The organism is Aeromonas sp. 602658, from assembly GCF_049173005.1.
Taxonomy (GTDB): Bacteria; Pseudomonadota; Gammaproteobacteria; order Enterobacterales; family Aeromonadaceae; genus Aeromonas; species Aeromonas veronii_A.
This window is the reverse complement of sequence record NZ_JAAKRF010000007.1, coordinates 1-26776: the sequence shown is the minus strand read 5'-3', so window position 1 is coordinate 26776 and position 26776 is coordinate 1. Positions and strand designations below refer to the sequence as shown.

Here is a 26776-nt window from a genome sequence, read left to right as displayed (position 1 = left end):
TTCCTGCAATCAGAAAGGAACGATAGATGGAAATTATTTTGGGTGTGGTCATGTTTACCGTGATCCTGCTGGCACTGGTGGCAGTCATTCTGTTTGCCAAGTCCAAGCTGGTGACCGCGGGCGACGTGACAATCAGCATCAATGGTGACCCGGCCAAGGCTGTGACCAGCCCGGCCGGTGGCAAGCTGCTCGGCGTACTCGCCGGCAACGGTATCTTCGTCTCTTCCGCCTGTGGCGGCGGTGGCTCCTGCGGCCAGTGCAAGGTACGGGTGAAATCCGGTGGCGGCGACATCCTGCCGACCGAACTGGATCACATCAGCAAGGGTGAAGCCCGTCACGGCGAGCGTCTGGCCTGCCAGGTCACCGTGCGTGGCGACATGGACATCGAACTGCCGGAAGAGATCTTCGGGGTGAAGAAGTGGGAATGTACTGTTATCTCCAACGATAACAAGGCCACCTTCATCAAGGAGCTCAAGCTGCAGATCCCCGATGGCGAGAGCGTACCGTTCCGCGCCGGTGGTTATATCCAGATCGAAGCGCCGGCTCACCATGTGTACTACAAGAACTTCGATATTCCCGAGGAGTATCGCGGTGACTGGGATCGCTTCAAGATTTTTGAGCTGGAGTCCAAGGTCGATGAGCCGATCATCCGTGCCTACTCCATGGCAAACTATCCGGAAGAGTTCGGCATCATCATGCTGAACGTGCGTATCGCGACCCCGCCCCCGAGCAACTGGACTGCCCCTCCGGGACAGATGTCCTCCTACATCTTCAGCCTGAAGGCTGGCGACAAGGTGACTATCTCCGGTCCGTTCGGTGAGTTCTTCGCCAAGGATACCGATGCCGAAATGGTATTCATCGGTGGTGGTGCAGGTATGGCGCCGATGCGTTCCCATATCTTCGACCAGCTGCGTCGCCTGAAGTCCAAGCGCAAGATGAGCTTCTGGTACGGTGCCCGTTCCAAACGCGAGATGTTCTATGTCGAAGACTTCGACATGCTGGCGGCCGAGAACGAGAACTTCACCTGGAACGTAGCCCTGTCCGATCCGCAACCGGAAGACAACTGGGATGGCTACACCGGCTTCATCCACAACGTGCTCTACGAGAACTATCTCAAGAACCACGAAGCGCCGGAAGATTGCGAGTTCTACATGTGTGGACCTCCCGTGATGAACGCAGCCGTCATCAACATGCTCAAAGATCTGGGCGTTGAGGACGAAAACATCCTGCTGGATGACTTTGGTGGTTAATCCATGAACAGCGTTGTAAAGACCTGGCTAGCCTTCGGGCTAGCCTTTTTCTTGACAGGGTGCGGTCAGGAAAGCACGGTCCAGTCGAAACCGGAGATCCATATCACCGGCAGCACCATGGGCACTTACTACTCCATCAAGGTGGCGGACAACGTCATCAGCGATGCAGCCAAGTTTCAGGCCGAGGTCGATGTACTGCTGGAGCGAGTCAACGATCAGATGTCCACCTATCGCCCCGATTCCGAACTGTCGCGCTTCAATCAGCACCACAGTTCGACACCGGTAGTGGTATCGCGGGACACCGCGCGGGTCATTACAGAAGCCATTCATATTGGCCGTGAGAGCCAGGGGGCGCTGGACGTCACCGTCGGCCCCTTGGTCAATCTGTGGGGCTTCGGTCCGGACAAACGGCCGACCAAGATGCCATCAGAGGAGCTGATCACCCAGACCCGTCAGAAGACCGGCCTGGGCAACCTGCACGTCATCACTTCGGTCGATGCCGACACCCTGCAAAAGGACATCCCGGATCTTTACGTTGATCTCTCCGCCATTGCCAAGGGCTTTGGTGTCGACAAGGTGGCCGAGTATCTGGAGTCTCTGGGTGCGCGCAACTATCTGGTGGAGATCGGCGGCGAGCTGCGGATCAATGGCGTCAACGGCAAGGGACACCCCTGGCGCGTTGCCATCGAAAAGCCGACAGCCAATGCCGGTTCGGTGCAGGAGGTGATCGTTCCGGGTGACAACGGAGTGGCCACTTCGGGCGAATATCGCAACTACTATGAGATGGATGGCCAGCGCTTCTCCCACACCATAGATCCACGCACCGGCAAGCCAATCCAGCACCGCATGGTGTCGGTCACCGTGATCCACCCCTCCTGCATGACCGCAGACGGGCTGGCGACCGTATTCATGGTAATGGGACCGGAGAAAAGCCTGGCCTATGCCAAAGAGCGCGGCCTGGCGATCTTCGTGATCACCAAGACGGACAACGGCTTTGAAGAGGCCTACTCCGATGCGTTCAAACAGTATCTGGTCAGGAAATAGGGAGGATAGATGCAGGTTTTTCTGATCACCTTCGGGGTATTCATGCTGGTGATAGCCGCCATGGCTATCGGCTATATCTTCCAGAAAAAATCCATCTCCGGCTCCTGTGGCGGTCTGGGGAGCGTTGGCATCGAGAAAGAGTGCGATTGCCCGGAACCCTGCGACAATCGCAAGAAGAAGATGGCCAAGGAAGAGGCCCGTCGCAAGATGCTGGAAGAGAACCGCATCATCTGATGACCCTGATTTTTCGATAAACAAAAGCGCGCTGGTGGCGCGCTTTTTTATTGGCTTTCATGCAGTGTAGGCCGGTCATAATTTTCGCTCGATATAGAGGATCACCTCCCCCAAATGGATGCCGAACTTGCTGATAGCGGCGCGATTGATCAGTCGATCCTCATCCAGCAGATACATCCAGTCATCGAAGCTCACCCGCACCACCTCGCCATCCGGCAGCGCCAGATCGAGCTGATAACGCCAGTTGAGGGCAAACCCTTGGCTTTTACCTACCGCCTCTCCCACCACATCGGAAGCGGTACCGCGCCAGTGACCATCAGCCCCCTTGCTCAGATACCAGGTTCGGGTCTGCTGGCGGCCATCGTCAAAGTAGAACTGCTCGAACAGCTCTCCCTTACCGTTCTGCCAGCGCCCCACCATCTCCACCCGAAAGCGACTGGTCACTTCGCCGCTGCGGTCGGTCACCAGGCCGTGAGCCACCAGCTTGCCGTTGAAGAAACGGGCGAGATCCCAGTTTGGCCCCTGCCCCCGATAGTCATCGAGACTGGCACCACAGCCGCTCAGCAACAAAAAAGGGATCAACAGTAACCAGCGATATGCACGATAGAAAGACATCAGGAGCTCCATGTTCAGGGTTGGCCACGCAGGCGGCGGGTCAGGGCAGGATCGCGGCTATTGTCAGCCAGCCAGATGGCGAGAAAAGCGGCCGAAAAATGTGGATCGGCAAGAATGCCGAGGGGTTTTTCCTGCCACCAGAAGTGGCCTACACCGCCCTTGTCGACATAAAAGGTGAGCTTGTCGCCCGCCTGCACATCAGGCCAGAGTGCAGCGAGCTGGCCGAGCCAGCGCTGACGCTCGGCGTCAGTGCCAAGACCTAGCCGCTGCCACTCGGCGGCGGTGGCGCTCAGCAGATCTTCCCGCTCGATGGGTCTGGCATAGGTGAGGGTCAGGGCCTGCGGATAGTGACCGGGCTGATAGTGCCCGCTCGCACTGTAGAGGGTGGCATCGTAGAGCTTGAACCAGAGCCAGTTCATCTCCCCCTGCCCGACCGGGCGCAACTGCTGCCAGGGGGCGGCAGAAGCCTGCACCGCGGTTGCAGCCAAGAGCGTAAACGCCAGCAGCAGCGGGTTAATTCCACCCCATATGCCAGTGGTTGGGGTCTTCCAGTTCATGCCAGTCCATCTCCTGTTCCTGCAGGGTATTGATATCCTGCATCACCACCTGCACCAGCTGCCCCTGCGCATCCCGCTGGCAGGCAACCACCAGATAGAAGCGATCAGTCAGCTCATGCTGGCTCTCTTTGGTCCATTTGGAAAAAAGCAACGAGTCGGTCGAAAAGGTGTTTGTCATGACTCACCCTCCAGCTTGACCATTACCCACAGGAGTACGGGTAACCACCACATCCAGATCACAGCCAGCAGCGCCGTGCTGATCCAGATGCCCCAGGGTAAGTTTACTGCCCCCATGGCGGCCCCCGCCACATAGGAGGAGGCACCGCCAAACACGCCAAATAGTGCCTGCTGCCAGCGAGGCAAGCGCAGCAGCCAGCGCATACCGTGGGCCAGCGTCAGGGCAAAACCTAGCCAGAGCAGCACCAGCCAGAGGGGAAAACCGGACGGGAACCGGAACAGGCCGAGCTGCCAGAGCAGGGCATCCAGCAGACAGCCGACGACCGCGATGGGAAGCAGCCGCCAGTCACGCTGGCGGCTGGGTGAGAAGAGAAAGTGCAGCAGCAACATTGCCAGCAGCGGGCCCGGCTGCTGCCACTTCACCGCCAGCAACCAGTAGAGGTTGAACCCCAGCAGGTGAGCCCACTGCCACATGGTCAGTGACCGCTTACTGGCACATCACCCGACCAGCCAGCGGGCCCCGGCTTGGCGGCCTCCAGCTGCACCAGACTGATGGTGCGCTCCCAGAATCCCCCCTCGCAATAGGCAAAGTAGAAGTGCCACAGCCGGATGAAATCCTGGCTGTAACCGAGCTTGGGCATCTCGGGTGCCAACGCCAGAAACCGCTCGCACCAGTGAGCCAGTGTACGGGCATAGTGATGACCGTGATCGTGCAACCGCACCAGCTGCATGTCGGTCTCCCGCGCCAGCAACCCCGCCATCTGGGAAACGCTGGGCAGGCAGCCACCGGGGAAGATATAGCGCTGGATAAAATCGACCCCTCGCAGATACTGGGCGTGGCGCTGATCGGCGATGGTGATGGCCTGAATGAGCAGGCGACCACCGGGTTTGAGCAGCCGCGACAGCTGGCGGAAATAGTCGGGCAGGAAGGCGTGGCCCACCGCCTCGATCATCTCGATGGAGACCAGCTTGTCATAGGTGCCCTCAAGCTTGCGGTAATCCTCCAGCAGCAAGGTGATGCGATCCCCCAGCCCCTCCCGCGCAATCCACTCCTTGGCATAGTCATGCTGGGCCCGGGAGATAGTCGTGGTGGTCACCCGGCAGCCATAGTGGCGGGCGGCATAGACGGCGAGGCCGCCCCAGCCGGTGCCGATCTCCAGCAGATGATCGTCAGGCCCCAGCTCCAGTCGTTCGCAGATGGTGCGCAACTTGGCCTGCTGCCCCTCTTCCAAAGTAGCCTCGGCGCTCGGATAGATGGCGCTCGAGTACTGCATATGGCTGTCGAGAAAACCCTGATAGAGGGTATTGCCGAGATCGTAGTGGGCGGCGATGTTGGAGCGCGAACCGGTTAGAGTATTGCGGTTGAGCCAGTGGCGCACCTTGTTGAAGGGGAAACTGAGCCAGCCTAAGCGCCGCTCGAGGGAGTCGAGCAGAGTCAGGTTGCGAGCCAGCAGCCGTACCAACGCCACCGGATCCGGGCTGGTCCAGAGCCCCTCCACCCAGGTCTCCCCGGCGGCAATGCTGCCCCCCAGCAACAGGCGGCGATAGAAGGCGGGATCCTGCACCACCAGTTCGGCATGCAGATCGGTGCCCGCCACGCCAAAGCTGTGGCGCTTACCGCCATCCCGCAGCAGCAGCTGGCCATGTTCTAGGCGCCCCAGCAGATTGAGCAGCAGTTGCCTTGCCCCCTTGTCGATGAAAGAGGCAGAGAGGGTTGATTGAGCAAGTTCCATTAGCGGCTCTCCGGATGGGTAAATATCGGGGTTCGTTTGATAAAAAGACGCAGGGCCTGCCAGTAGATCCCGAGCAGCACCTTCATGGTCATCCATGGCCAGCGGGCCAGCAGGGCCACCAGCCCCTTGCGCGACAAGGGTTCGCGAGTGAGCGCCAGGGTGGCGTCAAACAACTTGGCTTCACCGGATACGGGATGACTCTCGATATGGATCAGCGTCTCCTGCGCGGGCGGCCTGATCCGCCAGTGATAACGCATCGCCAGCCCCATGAAAGGGGAGACGTGAAAATCCTTGTCATGGGGTGCCAGCGCCGCCAGATCCAGCAGGTAGTAGTGACGCTCGTTCCAGGGGGTGTTGGAGACCTCTGCCAGCAGATAGCGGGCGTCTCCCTGCCGGTAGCAGAAGTAGAAGTTGACCGGGCTGAAGTAGAACCCGAGACAGCGCACATTGCCGAGCAGCAGTACCCGCCCCTCGGGCTCGGCATCACCACCCAGCTCGCTCACCTTCTGCCACACCGCCTGCTTGAGGCTCCCCTCGCTGCCCTTGAGATAGTCATGGCGGTGAAACGAGAGCAGCCCCGAGCGCTCCACCCCGAACCAGCGCCCCTGATCGAGCTGCGGCAGCTCGTCGAGATCCAGTCCCAGCATAAAGAGGCTGTAGGAGAAGGCGTGGGGCCGCGGCGCGAAACGGCGGTGGCGCACCGAACCCTGCCAGATGGCGCTGGTAACACCAGCCAGTTCGTCGGCTCCCTCATGTTCGGTGGCCACGGTGGCGCCATTCATAGCTCGGCCCCGAAGCGCCTGGCGACATCCAGCGCGCTGCGCACCCCATCCTCGTGGAAGCCGTTGTACCAGTAGGCACCGCAGAAGTGGGTGTGCTGTTGGCCGCAGATCTCCGCACGCCGTTGCTGGGCGGCAATAGAGGCCTGATTGAACACCGGATGGTGGTAGACGAAGCGGCGCAGCACCTTGCTCTCATCCACCTTGCCCTTGGGGTTGAGGCTGACGCAGAAGGGCTCCGGCGAGTTCACCCCCTGCAGGATGTTCATGTTGTAGCTCACCAGTGGCCGCGCCTCGTCATTGCCATCGAGCTGATAGTTCCAGCTGGCCCATGCCTTGCGGCGGGTGGGCAGGCAGCTAGCATCGGTGTGGAGCCAGACATCGTTGGCCTGATAGGGCATGTCGCCGAGGATGGCCTGCTCCCGCTCGCAGGGATCCGCCAGCAGTGCCAGCGCCTGATCGCTGTGGCAGGCGAAGATCACCTCGTCAAACCGCTCCTCGCCGTAACTGCTCTGGATCACCACGCCATCCGCGTCCCGCCGTACGCTCTGCACCGGACAGGCGAGGCGGATTTGCGACTGCCAACCCGCGGTAAGGGGGCCGATATATTCCCGCGAGCCACCCGGGATCACGTACCACTGGGGGCGATTGGCCACATCCAGCAGGCCGTGGTTGGCAAAAAAGCGCAGGAAGAAGCCAAGGGGGAAGGCGCGCATATCGGCCAGGGTCGATGACCAGATCGCCGCTCCCATCGGCAAGATGTAGTGGCGGGCGAAGTAGTCGCTAAACTCCCCCGCCAGCAGAAAGTCCCCCAGGGTCAGCTCGGGGCCAGCCCCCTGATGCTGACCATCCGCCAGCCAGGCCCGTGCCTCCCGGTTGAAGCGCAAAATCTCGCCAACAAAACCGTAGAAACGGGGGCTCAACAGATTGCTGCGCTGGGCAAACAGGGTGTCGAGGTTATGGCCGTTATACTCCAGCCCCTCCGGGCTCTTCACCGAGAAGCTCATCTCGGCCGGTTGCCGCGCCATGCCGATCCGTGCCAGCAACTTCAAGAAGTTGGGGTAGGTGCGATCGTTGAAGACGATAAAGCCGGTGTCGATGGCATAGCTGCGGCCAGCCTGATTCACATCGACAGTGGCTGTGTGCCCCCCCAGAGTCGGCGCCGCCTCGAACAGGGTTATGTCATGGAGTTTGTGGAGCAGAAAACCGGCGGTGAGCCCCGAGATCCCTGAACCGACGATGGCGATCTTTTTCTTCATGAATGGCTTCCTTTCGATACGAGTGCGCGGCCAAGGCGCAGCCAGAGCTCCACCGGCAGCGCACCGAGCAGGCGCAACAACCAGATGAAACGGCGGGGAAAGTGGATCTGGTGACGACCAGCGGTCAGCCCGTCCATGATGACGCGGGAGGCCTGCTCCACCGTCACCAGACAGGGCATGGGAAAATCATTTTTAGCGGTGAGCGGCGTCTGGACAAAGCCGGGGCGGATCAGGGTCACCCCGATCCCTTTGCTGGCCAAATCGAGGCGCAAGGTATCCGCCAGATAGTCGAGGGCTGCCTTGGAAGCGCCATAAGCCTCGGCCCGCGGCAGCGGCAGCCAGCTCACCGACGAGCTGACGATGGCAAGGCGCGATCCCGCCCCGAGCAGCGGCAAGAAGGCGGCCAGTGCATGACCGGTGGCGGTCAGATTGGTGTCGATCACCCGGGCAAACAGCTCGCTGTCAAACCCCTCAGCCACATCCATGTACTCGCAGTTGCCTGCGTTGAGGATCAGCAGATCGAGGAATGGCAGCGTAGCAGCCACCCCGCTCATAGCGGCCAGATCCCGGGCATCAAATTGTAACGGTGTGACGCCATCCAGCCCCAGCGCCTGCAGCCGTTCGCCATCGCGGCCACAACCCCAAACCTGCCAGCCTGCCCGCCGGTAATCCAGCGCCAACTGGCGACCGATGCCGGAAGTCGCGCCTGTAATAAGCACCCGGCCGCTCATGCGCCAAGCCTCATCTTGATGGTGCGCACCACGGGCCCAAGCAGCGGCAACTGCTCGTAGAGCATGGCGCCCAGGTCAAAATAGTCCCGGTGCTGGCACACCTTGCCCGCCTCGTCGAATTCGAGGCGGGTGGCCCCCTCCACCGTCACCGGCTCACCACCACGCAATCTGGGGTGAGAGAAGGTCATGGTCCAGCCGAGCCAGGCCTGCGGCCCTTGCTGCTGCTGACTGGTGATGACGAAACGACAGTAGGCGAGGCGCTGATAGAGGGCGGCAAAATAGTCGCCAAGGGCCGCCAGCCCCTCAATGCGGTGGGCCGGATCGGTAAAGACCACCTGTTCGGCATAGACCTCGGGCAATCGATGCAACTGCTGTTTGTCCAGTTGCTGATAGAGGCCAATAAAGCGGGCCAGCGGCTCGTTCATGCTATTTCTCCAGAGAACGAAACATCTCGATGGCTCTCACCCGGGCAACGGCGTGATCCACCATGGGTGCCGGATAATCCTGTCGCCCCTTGAGTCGCAGCCAGTCGTGGGGCTGATGCACATAAGCGGCGGGAATATCGGCAAGTTCAGTTACCCAGGTACGGATAAACTCCCCTTGTGGATCAAATCGTTGCCCCTGAGTGGTGGGGTTGAAGACCCGAAAGTAGGGCGCCGCATCGGCGCCGGTGCCCGCCGCCCACTGCCAGCCGCCGTTGTTGGCCGCCAGATCCCCATCGATGAGCCGACTCATGAAGTAATCCTCCCCGAGCCGCCAGTGGATATGGAGATCCTTGGTGAGAAAGCTCGCCACTATCATCCGCAGCCGGTTGTGCATCCAGCCGGTGGTGTTGAGACAGCGCATCGCCGCATCGACGATGGGGTAGCCGGTTCGTCCCTCACACCAGGCGGCGAAGGCATCCGGATCCCAGCTCCACGGCAAGTCCGCCGTCTCGGGCTTGAAGGGGCGATTCATGGAGAGAGTCGGGATCAGCACCAGCAGGTGGCGATAGAACTCGCGCCAGATAAGTTCGTTGAGCCAGACAAAGCCGGGCTGGGCCTTGGACTGGGGCCGATAGCCAAGCCGCTGCTGAAGCGCCGCCACACACTGACGAGGACTGATGATGCCCGCCGCCAGATAGGGGGAAAGCACGGACGTGCCCGCGATGGCAGGAAAATCCCGGGTCTCGCCATAGTCGAGCACTGCCTGCTCCAGAAAAATGTTCAAACGACGCAGAGCTTCCACCTCGCCCACAGGCCAGCGGGGGTCTGCCGTCAGTTCGCCAAGGGCGGCATCGACGAAGTCCCGCTCGGCCAGCGGCTGCCACGGCAGCGGCTCACCACGAGCAGTGGGCGCGCGATGAATGACAAACCCCTCTTCGTCGAGGGCCTTGAGCCAGGCACGGCTAAAAGGAGTGAAGACCTTGAACATCTCACCCGACCCGGTCAGCACCCGCCCCGGTGGCAACATGCAGCAGCCGTTGAGCCAGTGACAACTCACCGCCTGCTCTGCCAGCACGGCGCTGACGGCGTGATCGCGGCGCTGCTCATCGATCTCGATAGCCTGATTGGCGTAGAGCTGGGTCACCCCCAGCTCGCGGCAGAGGTCTGCCAGCGCAGCGGGCGCCTCGGCAAAGGTTTCCACTCGCAGCAGATGAAGCGGAATGCCAAGGGCCGCCAGCTCGCGCCCCAACTCATCCACCTGCGCCAACACAAAGCGCTGACGGACGGGGGCCATTTTGTGCTGCCGCCACTGGGCAGGAGAGATGATAAAGAGCGCGGCGACCGGTTCATCACCGGCGCAGGCATGGCGTAGCGCCGGGTTGTCGGCAAGGCGCAGATCGTTGCGCAACCAGACCAGTCTCATGACGTTTTCCTCCCGCGTCCGCTGGCGCCAGCCGCAGCAGGCGCGTTCGCCATCAGCTCGGCAAGGCTCGCCTGCCAGCCGTGTGCTTTAAGCCACTCATCATCGTAGAGACGGCCCAGTTCGCCAAACAGGCACGTGCCTGCAGGCCACCCGGCGGCCAGCTCCGGTTTGCCAAGACCAGCTCCCAGCAGTACCAGCCAGGGGGTAACGGCACGCCCCTCCAGCAAGCTGGCATGGCGAGGCTCTACCGCTCCCAGCAGTTGCACCTCATAGCCTTGACCGATCAGCTCGTAAGCGGCCCACACCAGATCGAGGGGGCCGACCTGTCCCCAGCTCACCAAGGTGATCGGCACGCCCTTCTCCTGCTCGATCAGGTGGCGGGCGAAGCGGGTATGGAACCAGCCCAGCCACACCTGTTGCAGCAGCTCGCCATCGGGCCGCTCGCGCCACAACCCCAGCAGCCGCTCCACCAGCGGTTGCAGTACCCGGCTGCGCACCAGCTCGAACGGGTAGCTAGCCAGCAAATCGTTGAGCTCAGCCTCCGCCTTGCGCTGGTTGAAGGCGAGTAACGCCTGACTGAACTGCTCCAGAGTCTGCTGCCAGTGATCGCTCACCGGCTCGGAATGGGGTTCGCTCAGGAGCCCCTTCACCTGCCCGATACTCACTCCCCGCTCCAGCCAGCTCAGGATCTCGCCGATTTGGCGGATATCCTGCTCGCTGTAGAGGCGGTGGCCCTTTTCGGTGCGGGCCGGTTGCACCAGACCATAGCGGCGCTGCCAAGCGCGCAGGGTCACGGCGTTGACGCCGGTGAGACGGGAGACCTCGCGAATGGGGTAGATCCCCTCATCAGCGAGATGAGCAACTTCTTGCGATAAATCAGACATACAACGTCCATCAAACAGAGGTGTAAAGCGCCCGGTGCAAATCATGCACCGGGGCAACAGAACGGATTCAGAGTCCGTAACGCAATTTGAGCGTATCGGGGTGCGGATTGAGATAAACCTGCTCGGCGAGATAGGGATTGGGGTACTCGCGCAGGTAGTGGCGGATCAGGGTGAGCGGCACCAGCAAGGGGAAGATGCCGGTGCGGTACTTGTCGATGGTATCGGCAAGCTCCTGCTTCTGGGCCGGGGTCAGCACCCGCTTGAAGTAGCCCTGCAGGTGCATCAGCACATTGGTGTGGCTGCGACGGTTGGCCCGCAGGGTCAGCGCGGTCATCAATCCCTTGATGTAGTTGTCAGCCACCTCCTGCAAATTGGTGGACTTGCCCAGATTGCCGAGCAGCTTGCCGAGCGCCCGGTAGTGGGTGGTTGCGTGGGAGAGCACCAGATACTTGTAGCGGGAGTGGAAGCGGATCAGCGCAGAGGCGGTGATACCGCGGGCACAGAGTTGCTGCCAGTCGTGGTAGGCGAAGACCCGCAGCACAAAGTTCTCCCGCAGGATGGGATCACAGAGCCGACCATCCTCTTCCACCGGCAGCAGGGGGTTGGCCTCCATCAACGCCTTGGCAAAGAGGCCGATCCCCTCCTTGGCGCTCCCCTCGTTGTTGGCGCCATAGACCTTGACCCGCTCCATACCGCAGCTGGGTGATTTGGCACAGAGGATATAACCGGAGATGAAGTCGAGCTGACGGGCCTTCTGCTCGCTGAAGGCAATCAGCTTTTGGGTGACATCGAAACTACCGTTGCTCGCCTCGGCACGGATCTCGCCGTTGCGCTTGACCAGCCGGATGGCGGCACGGGGCGCCCCCAGACCGATAGCCATCTCGGGGCAGACGGGGTGATAGTCAAAGTGAGCGCCAAGATCCCGTTCGCAGAAGCTGGAGCGCTTATGGCCCCCGTCGAAACGCACCTCTTGTCCCAGCAGGCAAGCACTGATACCGACTTTAATCTTGTACATGATGGCACTCCTTGTATAAGTCTTGATTCAGTTATAGCAGTTATACAAAAAAATGGAAGTTGTATAACTATTGCCGACTGATACGACACAAGGAGAAAAAAGAGATCACCGGAAAACGAAAAAACCCATGGCGAACGCCATGGGTAAAAATCAAGACACTACGGACTACTGGAAGGAGGATCAGAAGCTGTACTTCACACCCAGGCTGGAGATGGAGCCTTTCTGCAGATCCCAGCTGCGATAGGTGTAGTCGGCAGTCAGCGCCCAGTTCTGGTTGAGCTTGTAAGCACCGCCTACCTTGAAGTCATGCATATCGTCGGTCATGTTGGCGTAACGGTAAGCCGTGGAAAGCTCGATGTCGCCGATGTCGTAGCGCAGACCCACTTCACCGTACATGCTGCCACTATCCTTGCGAGCCACTTCGTCCCATCCCTTGTTGTTCTTGGCCAGCTCACGCTCAAGTTGATAGCCCATCAAACCGGTTTCGCCATAGAGATTGAGTCCTGTGCTCAGCGGGGTAAAGACACCGATACCCAGGCTGGAGATGGACATGCTGTCATTGCCGTCGTTGCGGGAGGTGAATTCGGTTCCGGCACGACCGTAGAAGTTGGAGCCAAAGCTCTTTGAGAGGTCCAGGCTCAGACCACCAAAATCACGGGTACCTTTGCTGGCAGCATCACGGGGAAATGCAGCGCTGTCTTGGCTAAGGTAATCAGACTTGGTGTGCGCCCAGGTCAAACCGCCCTTTGCGTAGCTGAACGCATCCTGTGCCAGAGCGGAAGTAGAGGCGAAACCGGCCAGAACCAGAAGAGATACAGTTGCTTTTTTCATGATGATAACTCCATGTGATTGGGCCCGTTGCTAGCGAGCTGGTATGGAGTCATTGTGCGGTCAGCATCCCGGCTTGCCGAGCGGCAAGCTGTTGCAAAACCATGTCAGATGTAAGCAGATATTTCCCGAGATGTCAGGGGTAACAAATTGCCGGCCCAATCGGTTTGCATGGGCCGGACAACACCAAATCAGCGGAAGACCACCTCATCAATTTCGACCCTGACCAAGGGCTGCCCGGTCAATCCGGCAGGACGGGGGATCTCGAGGGCCAACGACGGACGGACTTGCCCCTTGCGCAGATAGGTTTCCGGCAGGCGGTTCTCGGCAACCCAGAAACGGGCCTCCTGACGGCTCAGCTGCACTCCGTCAGCACTGAACAGGGTCACCATGCCACGCACCCCGACCACATTGCGGGTGCCGGTATTGCTCACCATAAAGGTCAGCACCAGCGGGTCAGATCCCTCGATCTTGTCCAGCTTGACCACCACACCGTCGCGTGCTGCTTGTGACAGCAATTCGGGGTTGGCCTTGGCCTGATCGGTCAGCACCGGAGCAGCAACGGCCACCACGGCCCCAGCCTTCCCATCAGCAGCCACGCCCTGTACGGACTCGGCCGGTTTGACCACCAGATACTCCCAGGTAAAGTCATCGTTGAGCTGAACCTGCCGACCATCGGGCAGCGTCACCTGAGAAAGAGGGGCAGCCTGCGCCAACACGGGGGAGAGGCACAGGGCAATCAGCAGACGGGAGAAGGGTTTCATAGGGCGAAGCTCGGCAACAGGTGAAAGGGCGACAGTATAAACAGTCCCGCCACCCCTTGCCTATGACAGCACTCACGTTCTGGCTCCGGCGTCGCTTGCCCACGGGCTAGATGGCAAGATCGTGCCGCTCTTTGTGCGCCATATCCAGAGTCACCAGATCGAACTCGGTCCTCTTGAGGGCAGAGAGAATATCCGATTGCATATCAAAGGCCTGAGCACGCTGATGCTCGGGCAGACGCACCCGGGCCAGGGTGGTAGAGCAGTCGCACAGGGTATGGAAAAAGACCTGCGCCTCATCCAGCCCCATGTCGGCCAGCATCTGTTCGGCCTGATCCACCATTCGTAGATAACGTTGCTTCAACTGCCGTGGATTGGTGAAGCGATTGCTGAGACAACCGTTGCTCCCTTTGCCCCAACGACCGAGCTGACGCTTGTTGAAGCCATAGCGAAAATCACGGCTCATCACCCCGTTATCGGCAAAAAACCAGATGGTGTTGACAGGCAGTGAGCCGAACTGGGCAAGATAGTCATCACGCTCCTCCACCGCGGCCGGAACCAGCAACGGCAGATGAGCCCATTCCGGACGAGCCTGCACATACTCACCAATGCGGCGAACCGGATCGATCAACCCCTCCATATTCGGCAGGCGATCGCAAAAGATGATTTCGTCACTCTTGATGACCCAGTGATCGATGCCATAACGCTGGCAATAACGGCGGGCCCGAGCCACCTCACTGCGGCTGCGGGTCGGATTATCGAGGGTGATGGCGCGGATCTTGATCCCGCTGGCACGGCACAAATCGATGCTGTAACAGGATTCCAACCGCCCCGAAAAAGAGACTATCAGCTCGTCAAAATTTGCCAGTCGCTCAATCAGCTGCAGCTCCCTGGCTTGAAAAGAGTGATCATATCCCTGATTCAAGACAACAACATTGGCATCCATTAAACAGCTCCGGATGATAAACAGGTGGCTTATTGTGCGGGAAACAAGCTGAATAGGCCCTTACAGAGTCAGGTTAAAATTAAAACTTGATGATTATTTCGCGTGATTCATCCGTAAAATCAACACCTTGAGCGTCATACACTCGCAATCTGGCCTGATGTACCCGATGGGCTCGCAAAAAGCCCTGCGCCTGATCCAGCGAGGTGAAGGTCAGGTGCTCCCCCTCGCTGTCGGTCAGACAGAGATACTCCCCTTCTGCTTCGATACAGAGCTGATAACCGCTGCCATCCTTGCAGGCGATAATCAGGGTTGCCTCGGGATAGTGACTGAGCCAATTGCGAAACCGGCCATGCTCCATAGTACTCCTGGAGGGATATCACCCCTTGTCGGTGACAGGCAAACAGCCCAACTCACCCAGTTGCTGACGGCAACTCGCCGCGTCGGTAAAGACGATCCCCCTGATACCGAGGGCCTCGGCGGCCGCGATGTTGGCGGGACTGTCATCGATGAAGATGCACTCTGCCGGTTTCAGATCGAACGACACCAGCAGATAGCGGTAGATATCCGGCTCCGGCTTCATCATCCGCACCCGTGCCGAGACCACCTTGCCGCTGAAGAAGCGCCAGAAATCCTGATGCTGCTCCAGCCAGTCGATGCTGGCATGACCCATGTTGGAGAGGGCATACAGGGTGTGCCCCGCCCCGTGCAGCTCGGCTATCAGGGTTAGCATAGCGGGATCTGGCAGCAGGGAAGCGGGAACTGCCTGTAAAATGGCCAGATTCTCCGCCATCGAGAGGCCAGTGCGCGCTTGCGCTTCCCGGGCCATGGTGTGGAGCGACATGGTGCCTCTGTCCACCTCCAGCCAGTCCGGGTGGTTAAAGAGCAGCTCAGCCAACTGTTCGGCTCCTTGCGGGCCACGCACCGAATGCACTATGCCTACCGGATCCCAGCTCACCACCACCCGTCCCAGATCGAAAATAATCGCCATCGTCTTTACCTCCCCCACTGGGTGTCAGTCATCAAAACAGAGTCAATAGAAGATCGCTCATACGCCATTTTCTTAACCGGATACCCTGCCCCCATCCCCGCCCGCGGGCAAGTTTTACTTGCATCAGACCGGCAAATCCCTTAATGGTTATGACGTTACTTCAAGGACACACCTATGCACGCACCATTCTTCTTTGCTTTCTCGTTTATCCGGCCCGCTTGAGGGAAGGCCTGTCGTCGTGTGAACAGAAAGCAAAGACGAATCGAGCCTCCCCTAGCGGAGGCTTTTTTTTGCATTAATATCAATCGATTACTTGGATAGGGAACAATCATGGCAACGCTCGACGAGATCAGACAAGACATCACCCGGTTGGATCAGGAGCTGCTTGCCCTGCTGGCAAAACGCAAGACCCTCAGCATCGAGGTTGCCCGAGCCAAGCAAGCCAACCCACGCCCCATCCGTGACCATCAGCGGGAGCAGGAGCTGCTGGTCGCCCTGATCCAGCAAGGGCGCGTGCTGGGGCTTGATGCTCAGTACATCACCCGCATCTACCACACCATCATCGAAGACTCTGTGCTCTCCCAGCAGGCCTATCTGCAAAGCCTGCTCAATCCGGAGCAGCAGGAGCCGATGACCAGCGTCGCCTATCTTGGGCCGCGCGGTTCCTACTCCAGCCTGGCCGCCCGCAAATATCTGGCGCGCTACAAGGATCAGGTGATCGAAGTAAACTGCCAGAACTTCCGTGAAGTACTGGATGCGGTGGAGTCGGGTCGCGCCGCCTTCGGCGTGCTGCCCATCGAAAACACCAGCTCTGGCTCTATCAACGAAGTCTATGACGTGATGCAACACACCAGCCTCTCCATCGTCGGCGAGCTCACCTACCCCATCGAGCACTGCATCCTCACCGCCGTGCCGACCGAGCTGAGTCGCATCAAAACCTTCTATGCCCACCCGCAGGTGTTCCAGCAGTGCTCCCACTATCTGAGCAAATTGGAAGGGGCACGCCACGAGATCTGCGACTCCTCCTCCAGTGCCATGATGAAGGTGAAAGAACTGGCCAGCCCGGAGGCCGCCGCCATCGGCAGCGCCGCCGGTGGCGAGCTTTATGGCCTGGACGTGCTGGCCGAGCAGCTCGCCAACCAGAAAGAGAACTACAGCCGCTTCATCGTGGTGGCGCGCAAGCCCATCGACGTGGCGCCGCAGATCCCGGCCAAGACCACCCTCATCATGTCCACCTCCCAGAAACCAGGTTCGCTGGTCGAGGCGCTGCTGGTGCTGCGCAACCACGAGATCAACATGACCAAACTGGAGTCCCGTCCAGTGCAGGGCAACCCGTGGGAAGAGATGTTCTACCTCGACGTCTCCGCCAACCTGCAGACCCCGGCGATGCAGGCCGCACTGGTGGAGCTGACCAAGATCACCCGCTATATCAAGGTGCTTGGCTGCTACCCGAGTGAGGATGTGAAACCCACCGCAGTGCCGCCGGTGCTGATGGGGAGCTAACCAGCCCACAACGACAAAAGGCGAGCATCCTGCTCGCCTTTTGTTTTGATGCCGGTTTTCACGGCAAGCCCATCAACTCAGAACTGACCGGCCATCAGCTGGTTGATGTTGTAGAGGGCACGGGTATCGAGCTCCATCTCGGTGGCATAGGTGTTGCCGCGCGGATAGGAGGCAACCACCCGGGCACCACGCACCACACCGGCGACCGACACATCCAGCGAGTTGGAGGTCTGGGTCAAGTCGCGGTAGCTGCTCTGGCCGCGCACCTGCTGACCATTGAGCTGCTCGGCCAGCTCGCGATAGGCATCCATCTTGGAGGCGCGAATGGCTTGCAGCATCTTCTCCGGCTGGGAGGGGCCGGGCTGGATGTCGATCACCGCATAACCCACCGCCTTGAGCACCGGAAAATCATCGGGCTTGCCACCCTGGGTGTAATCCACCACCCGGTTACCGCTGCAACCGGTGAGCAAGAGAGCCAACAGGCAACCAAACAGGATCTTCATGACTCGCTCCTCACGGGGTCAGGTTGACTAGATGACCGCCCGGCCTAGCCTGACTGTCACGCATCAAATAACCGCGATTGATCGATGCCCGACCAAACGAGTTGTTGGCACCGAACAGATATTTTTGCGGGATCAGGCTCTGGGCTGTGGTCTCCACCATCTTGGTGCGCATGTCGATAACGCGGGCGTTGACCAGGATCCCCTTGCTATTGCGGCTGAAGGTGCCGACCAGAATGCGGGAGATCGGCAAACGGGAAGAGAGCTCCTTATAGTTGCGGCTCAGCACGAAGTCCCCCTGCGGCGTCACCTTGATGCTACCGGTCAGCTTGAAGTCCACCACCACCTCGCCGCGGCGGTTGAGCTCGTAGATAAAGCTCTCCTCAATCTGCTGCCCCATCCAGTTGGTATCCTGCAGGGTATCGAGATCGACGAAAGAGGCCACCGCGATGGGCTCGGTCAGGGTGGTCAGTGATTTGCGCTCCATCAACTGATCGGTCATGCGCGCCACCAGCCAGTTGAGCTCCATCCCCTGCGCCGCCTGGCGGGGGTCACCCTGATCTCGATTGATAGGGTCGGAGCCGCATCCGGTCAATGCCAGGGCGAGCGCCAACGCCGTGATGAGTTTGTTCATGGATACCTTTCCTGTATCTGCACCTGATTTGTTATCGGACGCGCCGGACAAAGCTTGAGCCGGGAATGAGGCATGATTCTTGCTTTTTTAATGAACATCGTCAGCGCCAACGTGCGCTGCCACTTGGAACGTGTTGTGATCCATGTCGGCCAGCAGGCGCCATTTCCTCAAAATGGCGCGGCTGCCCGCCAACTCAAGGTATCTGCTATGAAATTACCGCTGCTGTTGACCCTGCTGCTGGCCAGCCTGAGCGCCCGAGCCGAGCTTATCGAAGCGCAGGGCAGCGCCGCCATTCTGGGGGGCGATGAGGTCTATGCCCGCGAGCAGGCGACCCGCGACGCCCTGCGTCAGGCGCTGCTGGCCAGCGGCGCGGCCGTTTCCAGCGTCCAGCGTCTGGAAAATGGCAGCCTGCGATCCGAGCAGATCCAGATCCGCTCCGGCGGCGACATTCGCCAATACCGGCTCAAGCGGGAAGAGGTGCGCAACGGCCGCATGTACATCACGCTAGTGGCCGACATTCAGGCCGAACGCCAGATCTGCCAGACCCAGCACTTCGCCAAGGATTTGACACTGGTCAGGCTGCGAATGCGCTATCCGGACCAAGCCAGCTACGGCGCCATGGACGACATGCCGGAAAACCTCTCGCGACGACTGTTCGAGACCCTCGCCAATGCGCCGCAAGGGGTCGCGGTGCGCCAGTGGCTGGATGAAAACCTGCGCATCGATCCGCTCCATCTGCAACAGGGGGATCGCAGCGCCCTCGAGGAGATCAAGGCGCTCAGCCTGCGTACCGACAGCCAGTATCTGGTGCTCGGCAGCATCGACGATCTCTCCATAGAGCCGCAGGGCAACCAGCTGACCAGCTGGTATGAGGATCCGGTGCGCAACTTTCGCATGCAGCTCTACCTGTTCGACGGTATTAACGGCAGTCTGATCAACCGCAAGGTCTACGAAGGACGTGCCACCTGGACCTTTGGCAAGCGGGAACAGGTGGGCAGCAGCAGCGGCCAGTTCTGGCAATCGAGCTATGGCCAGGAGGTCAACTACCAGTTGCAGCAGGCGGCTCAAGATCTGGTAGCCCAGCTCACCTGCGCCCCGGTCACCGCCCGGGTGGTAGGCCAGAACGAACGTGGCCCCTACATCAATCTGGGGCGGCGCAACGGCGTCAAACTCGGCGACCAGTTCAGGATCCAGCACAACGCCGACTTCATCGACCCCTACGGCAAGTCCCGCATGATGCGCAACCCAGCCGACGGCCTGTTCGAAGTGGTGCAGGTATTCGACGATGGCGCCATCATCAGCAGCCAGAACAAATATTCGCCGTTTAACATCCAGAATGGGGATTTGGCAGTATTGGAATAGGTGCCAGAGAGTTACCGGCGCTTACGGCATCTCCCGAGCTTCCCGTTGTTATGGTTCACCAGTGGATTGGTATCGGTCAGTTTCCCAACACCTGACGCAACCTCTCCTGCGCAACGCCCACCAGCAGGTCGGGCTGGAACTTGGAGATAAAGCGATCACAACCCACCTTCTTGACCATGGCTTCGTTGAAGTTGCCGCTCAGGGAGGTATTGAGGGTGATAAAGAGATCGGACATGCGCGGATCACTGCGCACCTCGTGGGTCAGCCGGTAGCCGTCCATCTCAGGCATCTCGGCATCGGTGATCATCAGCAGGATCTCGTTGGTCACCTTCTTGCCAGCATCGCACCACCCCTTGAGCAGGGTCAGCGCCTGCAAGCCATCCTGACACTCGATAACCTCGAGTCCCAGCTGGCCAAGAGTCTCACGCACCTGGGTGCGGGCGGTGCTGGAGTCATCGACGATCAGCACCTTGCGGCCGTGCATCTCGGGCAGGATCTCCCGATCCAGCACCTCTTCGGAGATGCGGATGTCATAGGTGATGATCTCCGCCAACACCTTCTCCACATCGATGATCTCGACAATCTGATCGACGCCATCTTCCGGAATGCGGGTGATGGCGGTGAGGTAATTGGCGCGCCCGGCGGAGCGCGGCGGTGGCAAGATATCCTTCCAGGTCATGTTGACGATATTGGCCACCTGCCCCACCAGAAAGCCCTGAATGGTGCGGTTGTATTCGGTGATGATGAGGTTTGATTCACTGTCGATGGGCATGGGGCGCATACCAATGGCACTGCGCAGGTTGATCACCGGGATCGAGGTGCCGCGGATATTGGCCACCCCGCTGATATTGTGATGGGAGCCCGGCATCTTGCTGAGATGGGGCAACTTCACCACTTCCCTCACCTTGAAGACGTTGATGGCGAACATCTGACGGGTGCCGAGACGAAACATCAACAACTCGAGGCGGTTTTCACCCACCAGTTGAGTTCGTTGATCAACGGAATCCAATATACTCGCCATACGCTGATATCCATCTGATTATTAATCGACTCTAGTATAGAGGCTGCCCGCCAGGAAAGGCAGGCGCATTTTCAACCAGAGTGACCAACCAGATAAAAAAAGTGAGGCCGAAGCCTCACTTATCTCATTGATTTTAAAATCAATAGCTACAGACAGACTTCCAGCTGCCATCGGTTGCCTTGGGCTCGCTGCTGGTCCACCAGTTGGCCTGCCACACCACCTTGTTATGGGTGATGCGATCACCGCCATTGGCATGATCCCCCTGCGGCCAGCTCGGATAGGCCTTGTAGGCCGCCGGATTGACGTTCTGGCTGCTGCAGCTGGTGCCCGGATTCTCACCGCCACCCGAGCCCAGCACAGCCTCCGGCAGGGTCGGGAACTCGGCCTTGAGACCAATGGTCTGGCTGCCGCTGATGATGCGCATACCGCTCGGCACGCCAGCGGCGGGCAGGTAGTAGGTCATGGCGACTTCAATCTCGGCCCCCGGCGCCAGAGTCTGCCAGCCCGGCAGGTTCATGGCGACCTTGTGGAAGTCCTTCTCATTGGCAATGCCTTCCGAATTGTCGTTGCCACCGCTCTCCACCACTTTCAGGCCCATGCCACTCTGATCCGTGATGGTGTCAGAGGTGGAAGTGGGCACCAGAAACTCGATGCGCGCGCCGCCCGGAATGGTCTGGGTCGACTTGTTGACCAGCTTGAGTTTCGGGTTGATCGGGTAGTTGGAGTCCCCTTCCTTGAAGCCGGAGAGGCTGACCTGGATATCGAGCTGGGCACTCGGCGTGGCCAGATCATTCTGCTTGGTGTTGTACGGGGTTGCCTTGGCAAACTTCTCATAAGCAAGGGTGGTCAGGGTACTGCCCATGCCGTACTCGTTCTTGGCCGGATCGAAGGCGTAATCACCCGCCATCTCCCAGAACATCACGCCACCCAGACCGCGCTTGATGATGTAGTCGAGCTTGTGGCCCATGGACTCTTCATCTTCGGTTGAGAGGAACACCTTCTTCTCTTCATTCCACAGCCAGGGCGCGTGGGCCTTGTCATCGTAGTAACGCACGTACTTGCCCTGCATCACGTGGGCCGGGTTGTTGGGATCCAGCCCCCAGGCCTGGCCGTAGCTCGGCATGGTGGTGATACCCAGGCTGGCGGCGTTCTCCAGGTTCTTGGCATGCCACATGGGCACGGCGCCACCGCCGATCTCCTTGCCGTTCTTGTCGAGATCGTGCCAGATGTTGTCGATGCCGACCGCCCCGTTGCCGCACGGAATGGTGCTGCCACCGGTGCCCGGCTGACAATCGCTCTGGCTCGGCAGGGCTGCCTTGCCGGCTAGGCCGTGGGTGCCACCGCTGACCCCTTGCCAGCCGCGGGTGTAGTAAGGCACGCCCACGTTGATCTTGCCGGCCGCCAGGGCGCCACGGAAGTAGTGGGCAGACCAGGCCGCGTTGAGGTAGCCGATACCGCCAAACTGGCTCTGGGTATAGACGCCCCAGTGGGCAAGTTCGGCATCCGCCTTGTTGTCAAACAGGGCGGCGTTGTGACCGACGAAGTTGTTCCAAGCGCCGTGGAAGTCGTAAGTCATCAGGTTGACGTAGTCGAGGTACTGGGTGACCTGGAAGTTCTCCATGCCGCGCAGCAGGTAGGCCGAGGCCGGCGAGGCGATGGTCAGCATGTACTTGCGACCATCCTCGCTGCCGGCGCTGTCGAGCTTGCTGCGCAGGGTCTGCATCAGCACCTTGTAGTTGGCAAACAGCTTGCCACGGCACTGGTTGGAGAGCGGGAAGTCGTTGGGGTTGCCCGCATCCTTCATGGAGGTGGGGTATTCGTAGTCGACGTCGACCCCGTCAAAGCCGTACTGACGGATGAAGCTCACCGCCGAGTTGGCAAAGGCGTTGATGCCGTCATTGTTGACAGAGCAGTCACCCTTGGTGGTAGCGGTATAGAAGCCGCGGGTATCGGCCCAGCCCCCCACCGAGATCAGGGTCTTCACGTCCGGATACTGCTTCTTGTACTTCGACAGCAGGTTGAAGTGGCCCTTGTAGGCAAACTCCGGATCCATCTCGGCACCCGGCACGCCGTCCCAGGTCATCTTGGTCGCCGAGTCGTCCACCTTGATGGTGTGGCTCTGCTCGTCCACCGCCGCGAAGGCATAGTTGATGTGGGTGATCTTGTCCCAGGGAATGTCGCTCACCAGATAGGAGGGCAAGCCGTTCTTGCCGGTACGCCAGGAGGTGAAATAACCGATGACCCGACGGGCGTGGTCATCCCCCATGCACTCGTAGCCGTCCGGGCGGTAGATCTGGCGAATGTCGCAGGAGAGGTTGCCGCCGGTGGGCGGCAGGGCTGCCTCTTCCACCTGTACGTCGACCTGGCTCGATTCGCCGCTCAGGTTCTCCTTGTCGGTCGCCACCAGCTTGAGGCCGGCCAGCCCCTTGCTCTGGGGCGTCCAGTTCACCTGCCAGGGGGCACTGGTGTCTTCGCCCACCTTCTTGCCATCGACGAACAGCTCGACCTTGGCGACGTCGTTGTTGGCATCGGTGACGTTGCCGCTCACCGCCACGCTGCGACCCAGGGTAACCTTGGCGCCGCTGGCCGGACTGCTGATGCTCACCTTGGGCGCCTCCGGCGCCACCACGGCGGCGACGTTGAAGCTCGAATCCGCCTCGCTCAGCACCTTGCCATCTTTATCCAGTGCCCGTGCCTTGAGGGCATGGGCGCCGACACCGGCGGCACTCCAGCTGCCGTTCCAGGGCGAGGCGCTCGCCGTGGCGACCAGCTTGCCGTTGATGAGGTATTCCACCCGAACCAGCGCCGTCACCGGGCCGCTCAGGGTCACCGCCAGCGCGACGCTGGCCCCCTCGTTGAAACTGGCGCCGGCAGCTGGCGAGCTGACGGCTACGCCGAGTGCCGGTGGCGGCACGTCCCCGCCATACAGCTTCCAGGCATCGGCCCAGACCACACCCACTCCGGGAGCGTAGTGATAGGGCGAGGCCCCGCACCAGCCGGAGTAGGGAAATTCTTTGCACTCATAGAGATTGCCGACGTTGCTGACGATGTCGCCGGCCTTGTAGGCAGTACCGGCCTGATAGGCGGGATAGGCGGGATAGGCGGCCTGTGCCCAGGCGGGCATGGCAGCCAAAGCCACCAGCATGGCAAGCCTGCTGGGCCTTAGGGTCTGTTGCATATTGTTATCTTCCTTGTTTTGTCTTGGCATTGGTCACCAAGGCAAAGAACAAGCGCAACCTGCGTGATGGGCGCAGACAACTGGCAATGGACCTGCCACAAACGTCACCCTCACCCTGGGAAGCCCCGCTATCTGGATCGCACGCTCTGAAGACCGGAGGCATTGCGTCCCGGCATCTCGACCGGTTTGCCCTTTACCTGGGTTCCGTGAGGAACAAGCCGAGTATAGGAATCAACCAGCTGAGTCTCAATCTTCATTCTCGAAGAAAAATATGTGGTTGCCGGCAGGATCACACTTTCTCACCGACGCACTTGATAGGTCTTTTATCAGTAACTTCAAGATGTTAGCCAAGTCAAAAAAAGCTGCTTTGCGCTCGTTTGTATCCCTGGAATGTGCGTTGGCTCACTGGTATGACATGCCAGAAATGTGACAATGCGCGCCCTTGGTCAACGAGCCAAGGCTATGGAATCACTGGCAAAAATAAAAAAGGAACACCTATGAAAGGTACTCGTACCCTGCTGTCGCTGGCCGTGGGGCTGGCACTTGCATCCTCAGGCGCCCATGCGGCATTTGTCTGCCCGTCCGATCCGGCTCAACTCACTCCCATCCCGACCATTCAGGGCACAGGCTCCGCCAGCGCGCTGGCCACCCAGACCGTGACCGACAAAAACGGTAACGTGACCGGTAAAATCAGCCCGGGCACCTTCAACGTTCGCGGTATCGTGACGACGCTGGGCCAAAGTCTGACCAAGGGGTTCTATCTGACCGACCCGGTGGGCGATGGCAATCCAGCCACCTCTGATGGCATCTTTGTCTATCTGAACGACAAGGACTTCGCGACCAAATATAAAGACGTCAAACCGGGGAGCGAAGTCTGTCTGGAAGCACAGGTGCAAGAGTTTTACGGCGGCACCCAGCTGACCCCGTTAGTCGACAAGGCCACCAAAAAAGCCCACTTGCAAGTCACCGCACAAGGGCTGAATGTGCCGACCAGCGTACTGCAGGTCAATGAAGGGGAGACGCTGGCTCAAGCGCTCAATCGCCACGAAGGGATGCGGGTACGTCTCGACAGCAGCAGTGACCTGCACCTGACCCGCAACTATGGCTTCGACTACAAGGTCTATCGCAACAACGTAGAGTTGGCCCACAAAACCCCGCTGATCAAACCGACCCAACTTCATGTTGCCAACAGTGCGGACGCTGTCGCACTGGCCACCCAAAATGGCAGCAACCGTCTGGTGGTTGAGTCTGATTACAAAGCACCGGATGGCGTACTGCCCTGGTTCCCGAGCTGGGATGCCGATCAGGGATATCTGCGCATCGGTGATCAACTGACCGGGCTGGAGGGGGTCATCGTATACAACAAGGATGCCTTCCGTCTGGTAGTACCGAGCGATATCACCCTGACTGCCGGTGCTCTGCTGCGTAGCCCTGAAGAGGATCGTCAAGACGCGCCAGCTCGCCTCGCTGGCAGCGATCTGCGGATCGGCAGCTTCAACGTACTCAACTACTTCACCAGTCACTCCAGCATTGGCGGCGCACTCAATATCCTGTGCAAGGATCAGGCGGATGCCGACAACGCCAAAGGTTGCAACCGGGGTGCCAAGAGCCAGCCCGAGTTCGAGAAGCAGCGCACCAAGATCGTCAATGCCATCACCGCAATGGATGCCGATCTGCTCGGCCTGATGGAGATGGAGAACAACGGCTTCGAGGATAACTCGGCCCTCAACAATCTGGTGACCCGCCTCAACGAACAGCAGAAGGATGCGAGCAAACACTACGCCTATGTGCGTCTGCCGGTCACTGCCCTTACCGATGGCAAGTTCTTCGGCGGAGACGCCATCATGGTGGCGATGATCTACCGTCCTGCCCTGCTCACCCCCAGCGGAGATGCCAGCGTCATCAAGCTGCCGGAGCAGCGCTACACCACAGGTGGTGTGGCCAAGACAGCCGGTCAGCGCGATTCTCTGGTTCAGACCTTCACCCTCGCCAAGAGCAAGGAGCCGCTGACGCTGGTGGTCAACCACCTCAAATCCAAGGGGTCAGGCTGCTACGAAAATGGCGATGGCAAGACAGAACCGGCCGACCTGCAGGGCAAGTGCACCGAGTTCCGGGTCTCTGCCACCAAGGTGCTGGGTGAGGCAGTCAGCAAACTGCCGGGCCAGGTGCTGCTGGTGGGCGACTTCAACTCCTACGCCAAGGAAGATCCGATCCGGGTACTGACCGACTACAACCCGGCCACCAGCGAGCGGAAGATCGTATCGGCCTCCCACACCTTTATCGGTGATCAGTCCTATGAACAGCTCGGTCGCGAAGTGACTCGCAGCTACGGCCTGATCGATCTCAACGTCAAATTCAACAAGGAGAAAGCCATCTCCTACAGCTACGACGGGGAGCTGGGCACCCTGGACTACGCCCTCGCCAACCCGGCGCTGGCCAGCAAGGTGGCAGGTGTCGCCGACTGGCACATCAACTCCTTCGAGAGCTCCCTGTTCGAATACGGCAGCCAGTACACCGGCACATTGCTCAAGTCTGACAACCCCTTCAGTGCCTCCGACCATGATCCCATCATCGTCGACCTGAGACTGGAGAGCGATGCCACCAAACCGGACACCTCCTCAGGCGGTGGTGCACTGGGACTCGGCCTGCTGGCCCTGTTGCCACTGGCCTGGCGACGTCGCCGTTAACCACAGGCGCATTTGAATAGTGCAAGCAAAGCCCGCGACTCTCGCGGGCTTTTTCATTCAGGTCATTGGATTTACAAATGAAAGGCGCGGACGTATGGAGAAAATAAATGATGGAGAAAACAAAAAGGCCACCGCGATGCGGTGGCCTTTTTGCTTCTTGTGACAAGAATTTGGTGGAGCTACGCGGGATCGAACCGCGGACCTCTTGCATGCCATGCAAGCGCTCTCCCAGCTGAGCTATA

At 59.8% G+C, this 26776-nt stretch carries 27 protein-coding genes, 1 riboswitch and 1 other annotated feature; of the genes, 6 read left to right on the top strand and 21 right to left on the bottom strand.

Going from position 1 to position 26776, the window contains the following annotated elements; translation table 11 throughout:
- Positions 1–26: 26 nt before the first annotated feature.
- From nqrF to nqrM, 3 genes are read left to right on the top strand one after another with little or no spacing between them, the layout of a single operon-like run.
- The gene (gene nqrF, locus G5253_RS08030; RefSeq protein ID WP_216951907.1) at positions 27–1250 is read left to right on the top strand and encodes an NADH:ubiquinone reductase (Na(+)-transporting) subunit F; all 1224 of its coding nucleotides are present in this window, start codon (positions 27–29) and stop codon (positions 1248–1250) included.
- A gap of 3 nt (positions 1251–1253) precedes the next feature.
- Positions 1254–2294 (top strand): FAD:protein FMN transferase, encoded by a 1041-nt coding sequence (locus G5253_RS08025; RefSeq protein ID WP_216951908.1) that lies wholly within the window; start codon positions 1254–1256, stop codon positions 2292–2294.
- Positions 2295–2303: 9 nt separating this feature from the next.
- Complete coding sequence (gene nqrM / locus G5253_RS08020) at positions 2304–2528, top strand: (Na+)-NQR maturation NqrM (protein ID WP_216951909.1); 225 nt, start codon at positions 2304–2306, stop codon at positions 2526–2528.
- A gap of 75 nt (positions 2529–2603) precedes the next feature.
- On the opposite strand, the gene G5253_RS08015 is transcribed toward nqrM, so the two are convergent.
- The 17 genes from G5253_RS08015 to G5253_RS07935 all read right to left on the bottom strand — a co-directional run bounded on the left by G5253_RS08015 (position 2604) and on the right by G5253_RS07935 (position 15649).
- Positions 2604–3143 (bottom strand): DUF3833 domain-containing protein, encoded by a 540-nt coding sequence (locus G5253_RS08015; protein WP_227341216.1) that lies wholly within the window; start codon positions 3141–3143, stop codon positions 2604–2606.
- Positions 3144–3157: 14 nt separating this feature from the next.
- Positions 3158–3700, bottom strand: a complete 543-nt coding sequence (locus G5253_RS08010) for a chalcone isomerase family protein (RefSeq protein WP_266134138.1) — start codon at positions 3698–3700, stop codon at positions 3158–3160.
- Entirely contained in the window at positions 3657–3878 is a 222-nt protein-coding gene (locus tag G5253_RS08005; RefSeq protein ID WP_005338671.1) for a TIGR02450 family Trp-rich protein, read from the bottom strand. The genes G5253_RS08010 and G5253_RS08005 overlap by 44 nt, the downstream gene beginning before the upstream one ends.
- Complete coding sequence (locus tag G5253_RS08000; RefSeq protein WP_159163039.1) at positions 3875–4351, bottom strand: DUF2878 domain-containing protein; 477 nt, start codon at positions 4349–4351, stop codon at positions 3875–3877. Before G5253_RS08000 ends, G5253_RS08005 begins: the two co-directional genes overlap by 4 nt.
- Positions 4352–4353: 2 nt before the next feature.
- Positions 4354–5610, bottom strand: coding sequence for an SAM-dependent methyltransferase (locus G5253_RS07995; RefSeq protein ID WP_266134139.1), 1257 nt, complete (start codon positions 5608–5610; stop codon positions 4354–4356).
- A complete protein-coding gene (locus tag G5253_RS07990) occupies positions 5610–6392 on the bottom strand; it encodes a DUF1365 domain-containing protein (protein WP_216951913.1) in 783 nt (260 codons plus the stop codon). Before G5253_RS07990 ends, G5253_RS07995 begins: the two co-directional genes overlap by 1 nt.
- Positions 6389–7648, bottom strand: coding sequence for an NAD(P)/FAD-dependent oxidoreductase (locus G5253_RS07985; protein WP_266134140.1), 1260 nt, complete (start codon positions 7646–7648; stop codon positions 6389–6391). Before G5253_RS07985 ends, G5253_RS07990 begins: the two co-directional genes overlap by 4 nt.
- On the bottom strand, positions 7645–8379 hold the full coding sequence (locus G5253_RS07980) for an SDR family NAD(P)-dependent oxidoreductase (RefSeq protein WP_236349757.1): 735 nt from the start codon (positions 8377–8379) through the stop codon (positions 7645–7647). Before G5253_RS07980 ends, G5253_RS07985 begins: the two co-directional genes overlap by 4 nt.
- The gene (locus tag G5253_RS07975; protein ID WP_043819061.1) at positions 8376–8804 is read right to left on the bottom strand and encodes a nuclear transport factor 2 family protein; all 429 of its coding nucleotides are present in this window, start codon (positions 8802–8804) and stop codon (positions 8376–8378) included. Before G5253_RS07975 ends, G5253_RS07980 begins: the two co-directional genes overlap by 4 nt.
- Before the next feature lies 1 nt (position 8805).
- The gene (gene phrB / locus G5253_RS07970; protein WP_266134141.1) at positions 8806–10227 is read right to left on the bottom strand and encodes a deoxyribodipyrimidine photo-lyase; all 1422 of its coding nucleotides are present in this window, start codon (positions 10225–10227) and stop codon (positions 8806–8808) included.
- On the bottom strand, positions 10224–11111 hold the full coding sequence (locus G5253_RS07965) for a MerR family transcriptional regulator (protein ID WP_266134142.1): 888 nt from the start codon (positions 11109–11111) through the stop codon (positions 10224–10226). The genes phrB and G5253_RS07965 overlap by 4 nt, the downstream gene beginning before the upstream one ends.
- A 67-nt stretch (positions 11112–11178) precedes the next feature.
- Complete coding sequence (locus tag G5253_RS07960) at positions 11179–12126, bottom strand: YbgA family protein (protein ID WP_266134143.1); 948 nt, start codon at positions 12124–12126, stop codon at positions 11179–11181.
- A gap of 180 nt (positions 12127–12306) precedes the next feature.
- Positions 12307–12957: a porin family protein gene (locus tag G5253_RS07955; RefSeq protein WP_216979351.1), complete on the bottom strand. Its 651-nt coding sequence runs from the start codon at positions 12955–12957 to the stop codon at positions 12307–12309.
- A 188-nt stretch (positions 12958–13145) separates the two neighbouring features.
- Positions 13146–13718, bottom strand: coding sequence for a DUF3157 family protein (locus G5253_RS07950; protein WP_266134144.1), 573 nt, complete (start codon positions 13716–13718; stop codon positions 13146–13148).
- A gap of 106 nt (positions 13719–13824) precedes the next feature.
- The gene (locus G5253_RS07945; protein WP_266134145.1) at positions 13825–14661 is read right to left on the bottom strand and encodes a hypothetical protein; all 837 of its coding nucleotides are present in this window, start codon (positions 14659–14661) and stop codon (positions 13825–13827) included.
- 79 nt (positions 14662–14740) lie between these two features.
- Positions 14741–15019: a DUF6482 family protein gene (locus G5253_RS07940; RefSeq protein WP_266134146.1), complete on the bottom strand. Its 279-nt coding sequence runs from the start codon at positions 15017–15019 to the stop codon at positions 14741–14743.
- An 18-nt stretch (positions 15020–15037) separates the two neighbouring features.
- Positions 15038–15649: an HAD family hydrolase gene (locus G5253_RS07935; protein ID WP_266134147.1), complete on the bottom strand. Its 612-nt coding sequence runs from the start codon at positions 15647–15649 to the stop codon at positions 15038–15040.
- 170 nt (positions 15650–15819) lie between these two features.
- Positions 15820–15941 (top strand) — a sequence feature (Phe leader region).
- 38 nt (positions 15942–15979) lie between these two features.
- Between G5253_RS07935 and pheA the strand changes: the two genes are divergently transcribed.
- On the top strand, positions 15980–17152 hold the full coding sequence (pheA, locus tag G5253_RS07930) for a prephenate dehydratase (RefSeq protein ID WP_266134148.1): 1173 nt from the start codon (positions 15980–15982) through the stop codon (positions 17150–17152).
- A 77-nt stretch (positions 17153–17229) separates the two neighbouring features.
- On the opposite strand, the gene G5253_RS07925 is transcribed toward pheA, so the two are convergent.
- A complete protein-coding gene (locus G5253_RS07925) occupies positions 17230–17655 on the bottom strand; it encodes an LPP20 family lipoprotein (protein WP_064338605.1) in 426 nt (141 codons plus the stop codon).
- A 10-nt stretch (positions 17656–17665) separates the two neighbouring features.
- On the bottom strand, positions 17666–18286 hold the full coding sequence (locus G5253_RS07920) for a FlgO family outer membrane protein (protein WP_005338718.1): 621 nt from the start codon (positions 18284–18286) through the stop codon (positions 17666–17668).
- 207 nt (positions 18287–18493) lie between these two features.
- Here G5253_RS07920 and G5253_RS07915 point away from each other — a divergent pair, with 207 nt between their 5' ends.
- On the top strand, positions 18494–19648 hold the full coding sequence (locus G5253_RS07915) for a flagellar assembly protein FlgT (RefSeq protein WP_103251879.1): 1155 nt from the start codon (positions 18494–18496) through the stop codon (positions 19646–19648).
- Between the two features lie 76 nt (positions 19649–19724).
- Here G5253_RS07915 and G5253_RS07910 read toward each other — a convergent pair whose 3' ends face one another.
- Positions 19725–20669 (bottom strand): chemotaxis protein CheV, encoded by a 945-nt coding sequence (locus G5253_RS07910; protein WP_216951924.1) that lies wholly within the window; start codon positions 20667–20669, stop codon positions 19725–19727.
- A gap of 139 nt (positions 20670–20808) precedes the next feature.
- Positions 20809–23847: a glycosyl hydrolase family 18 protein gene (locus G5253_RS07905; protein ID WP_410170574.1), complete on the bottom strand. Its 3039-nt coding sequence runs from the start codon at positions 23845–23847 to the stop codon at positions 20809–20811.
- A 115-nt stretch (positions 23848–23962) separates the two neighbouring features.
- Positions 23963–24048: riboswitch (cyclic di-GMP riboswitch) on the bottom strand.
- A gap of 296 nt (positions 24049–24344) precedes the next feature.
- Here G5253_RS07905 and G5253_RS07900 point away from each other — a divergent pair.
- A complete protein-coding gene (locus G5253_RS07900) occupies positions 24345–26534 on the top strand; it encodes an ExeM/NucH family extracellular endonuclease (protein ID WP_266134149.1) in 2190 nt (729 codons plus the stop codon).
- Positions 26535–26776 lie beyond the last annotated feature (242 nt).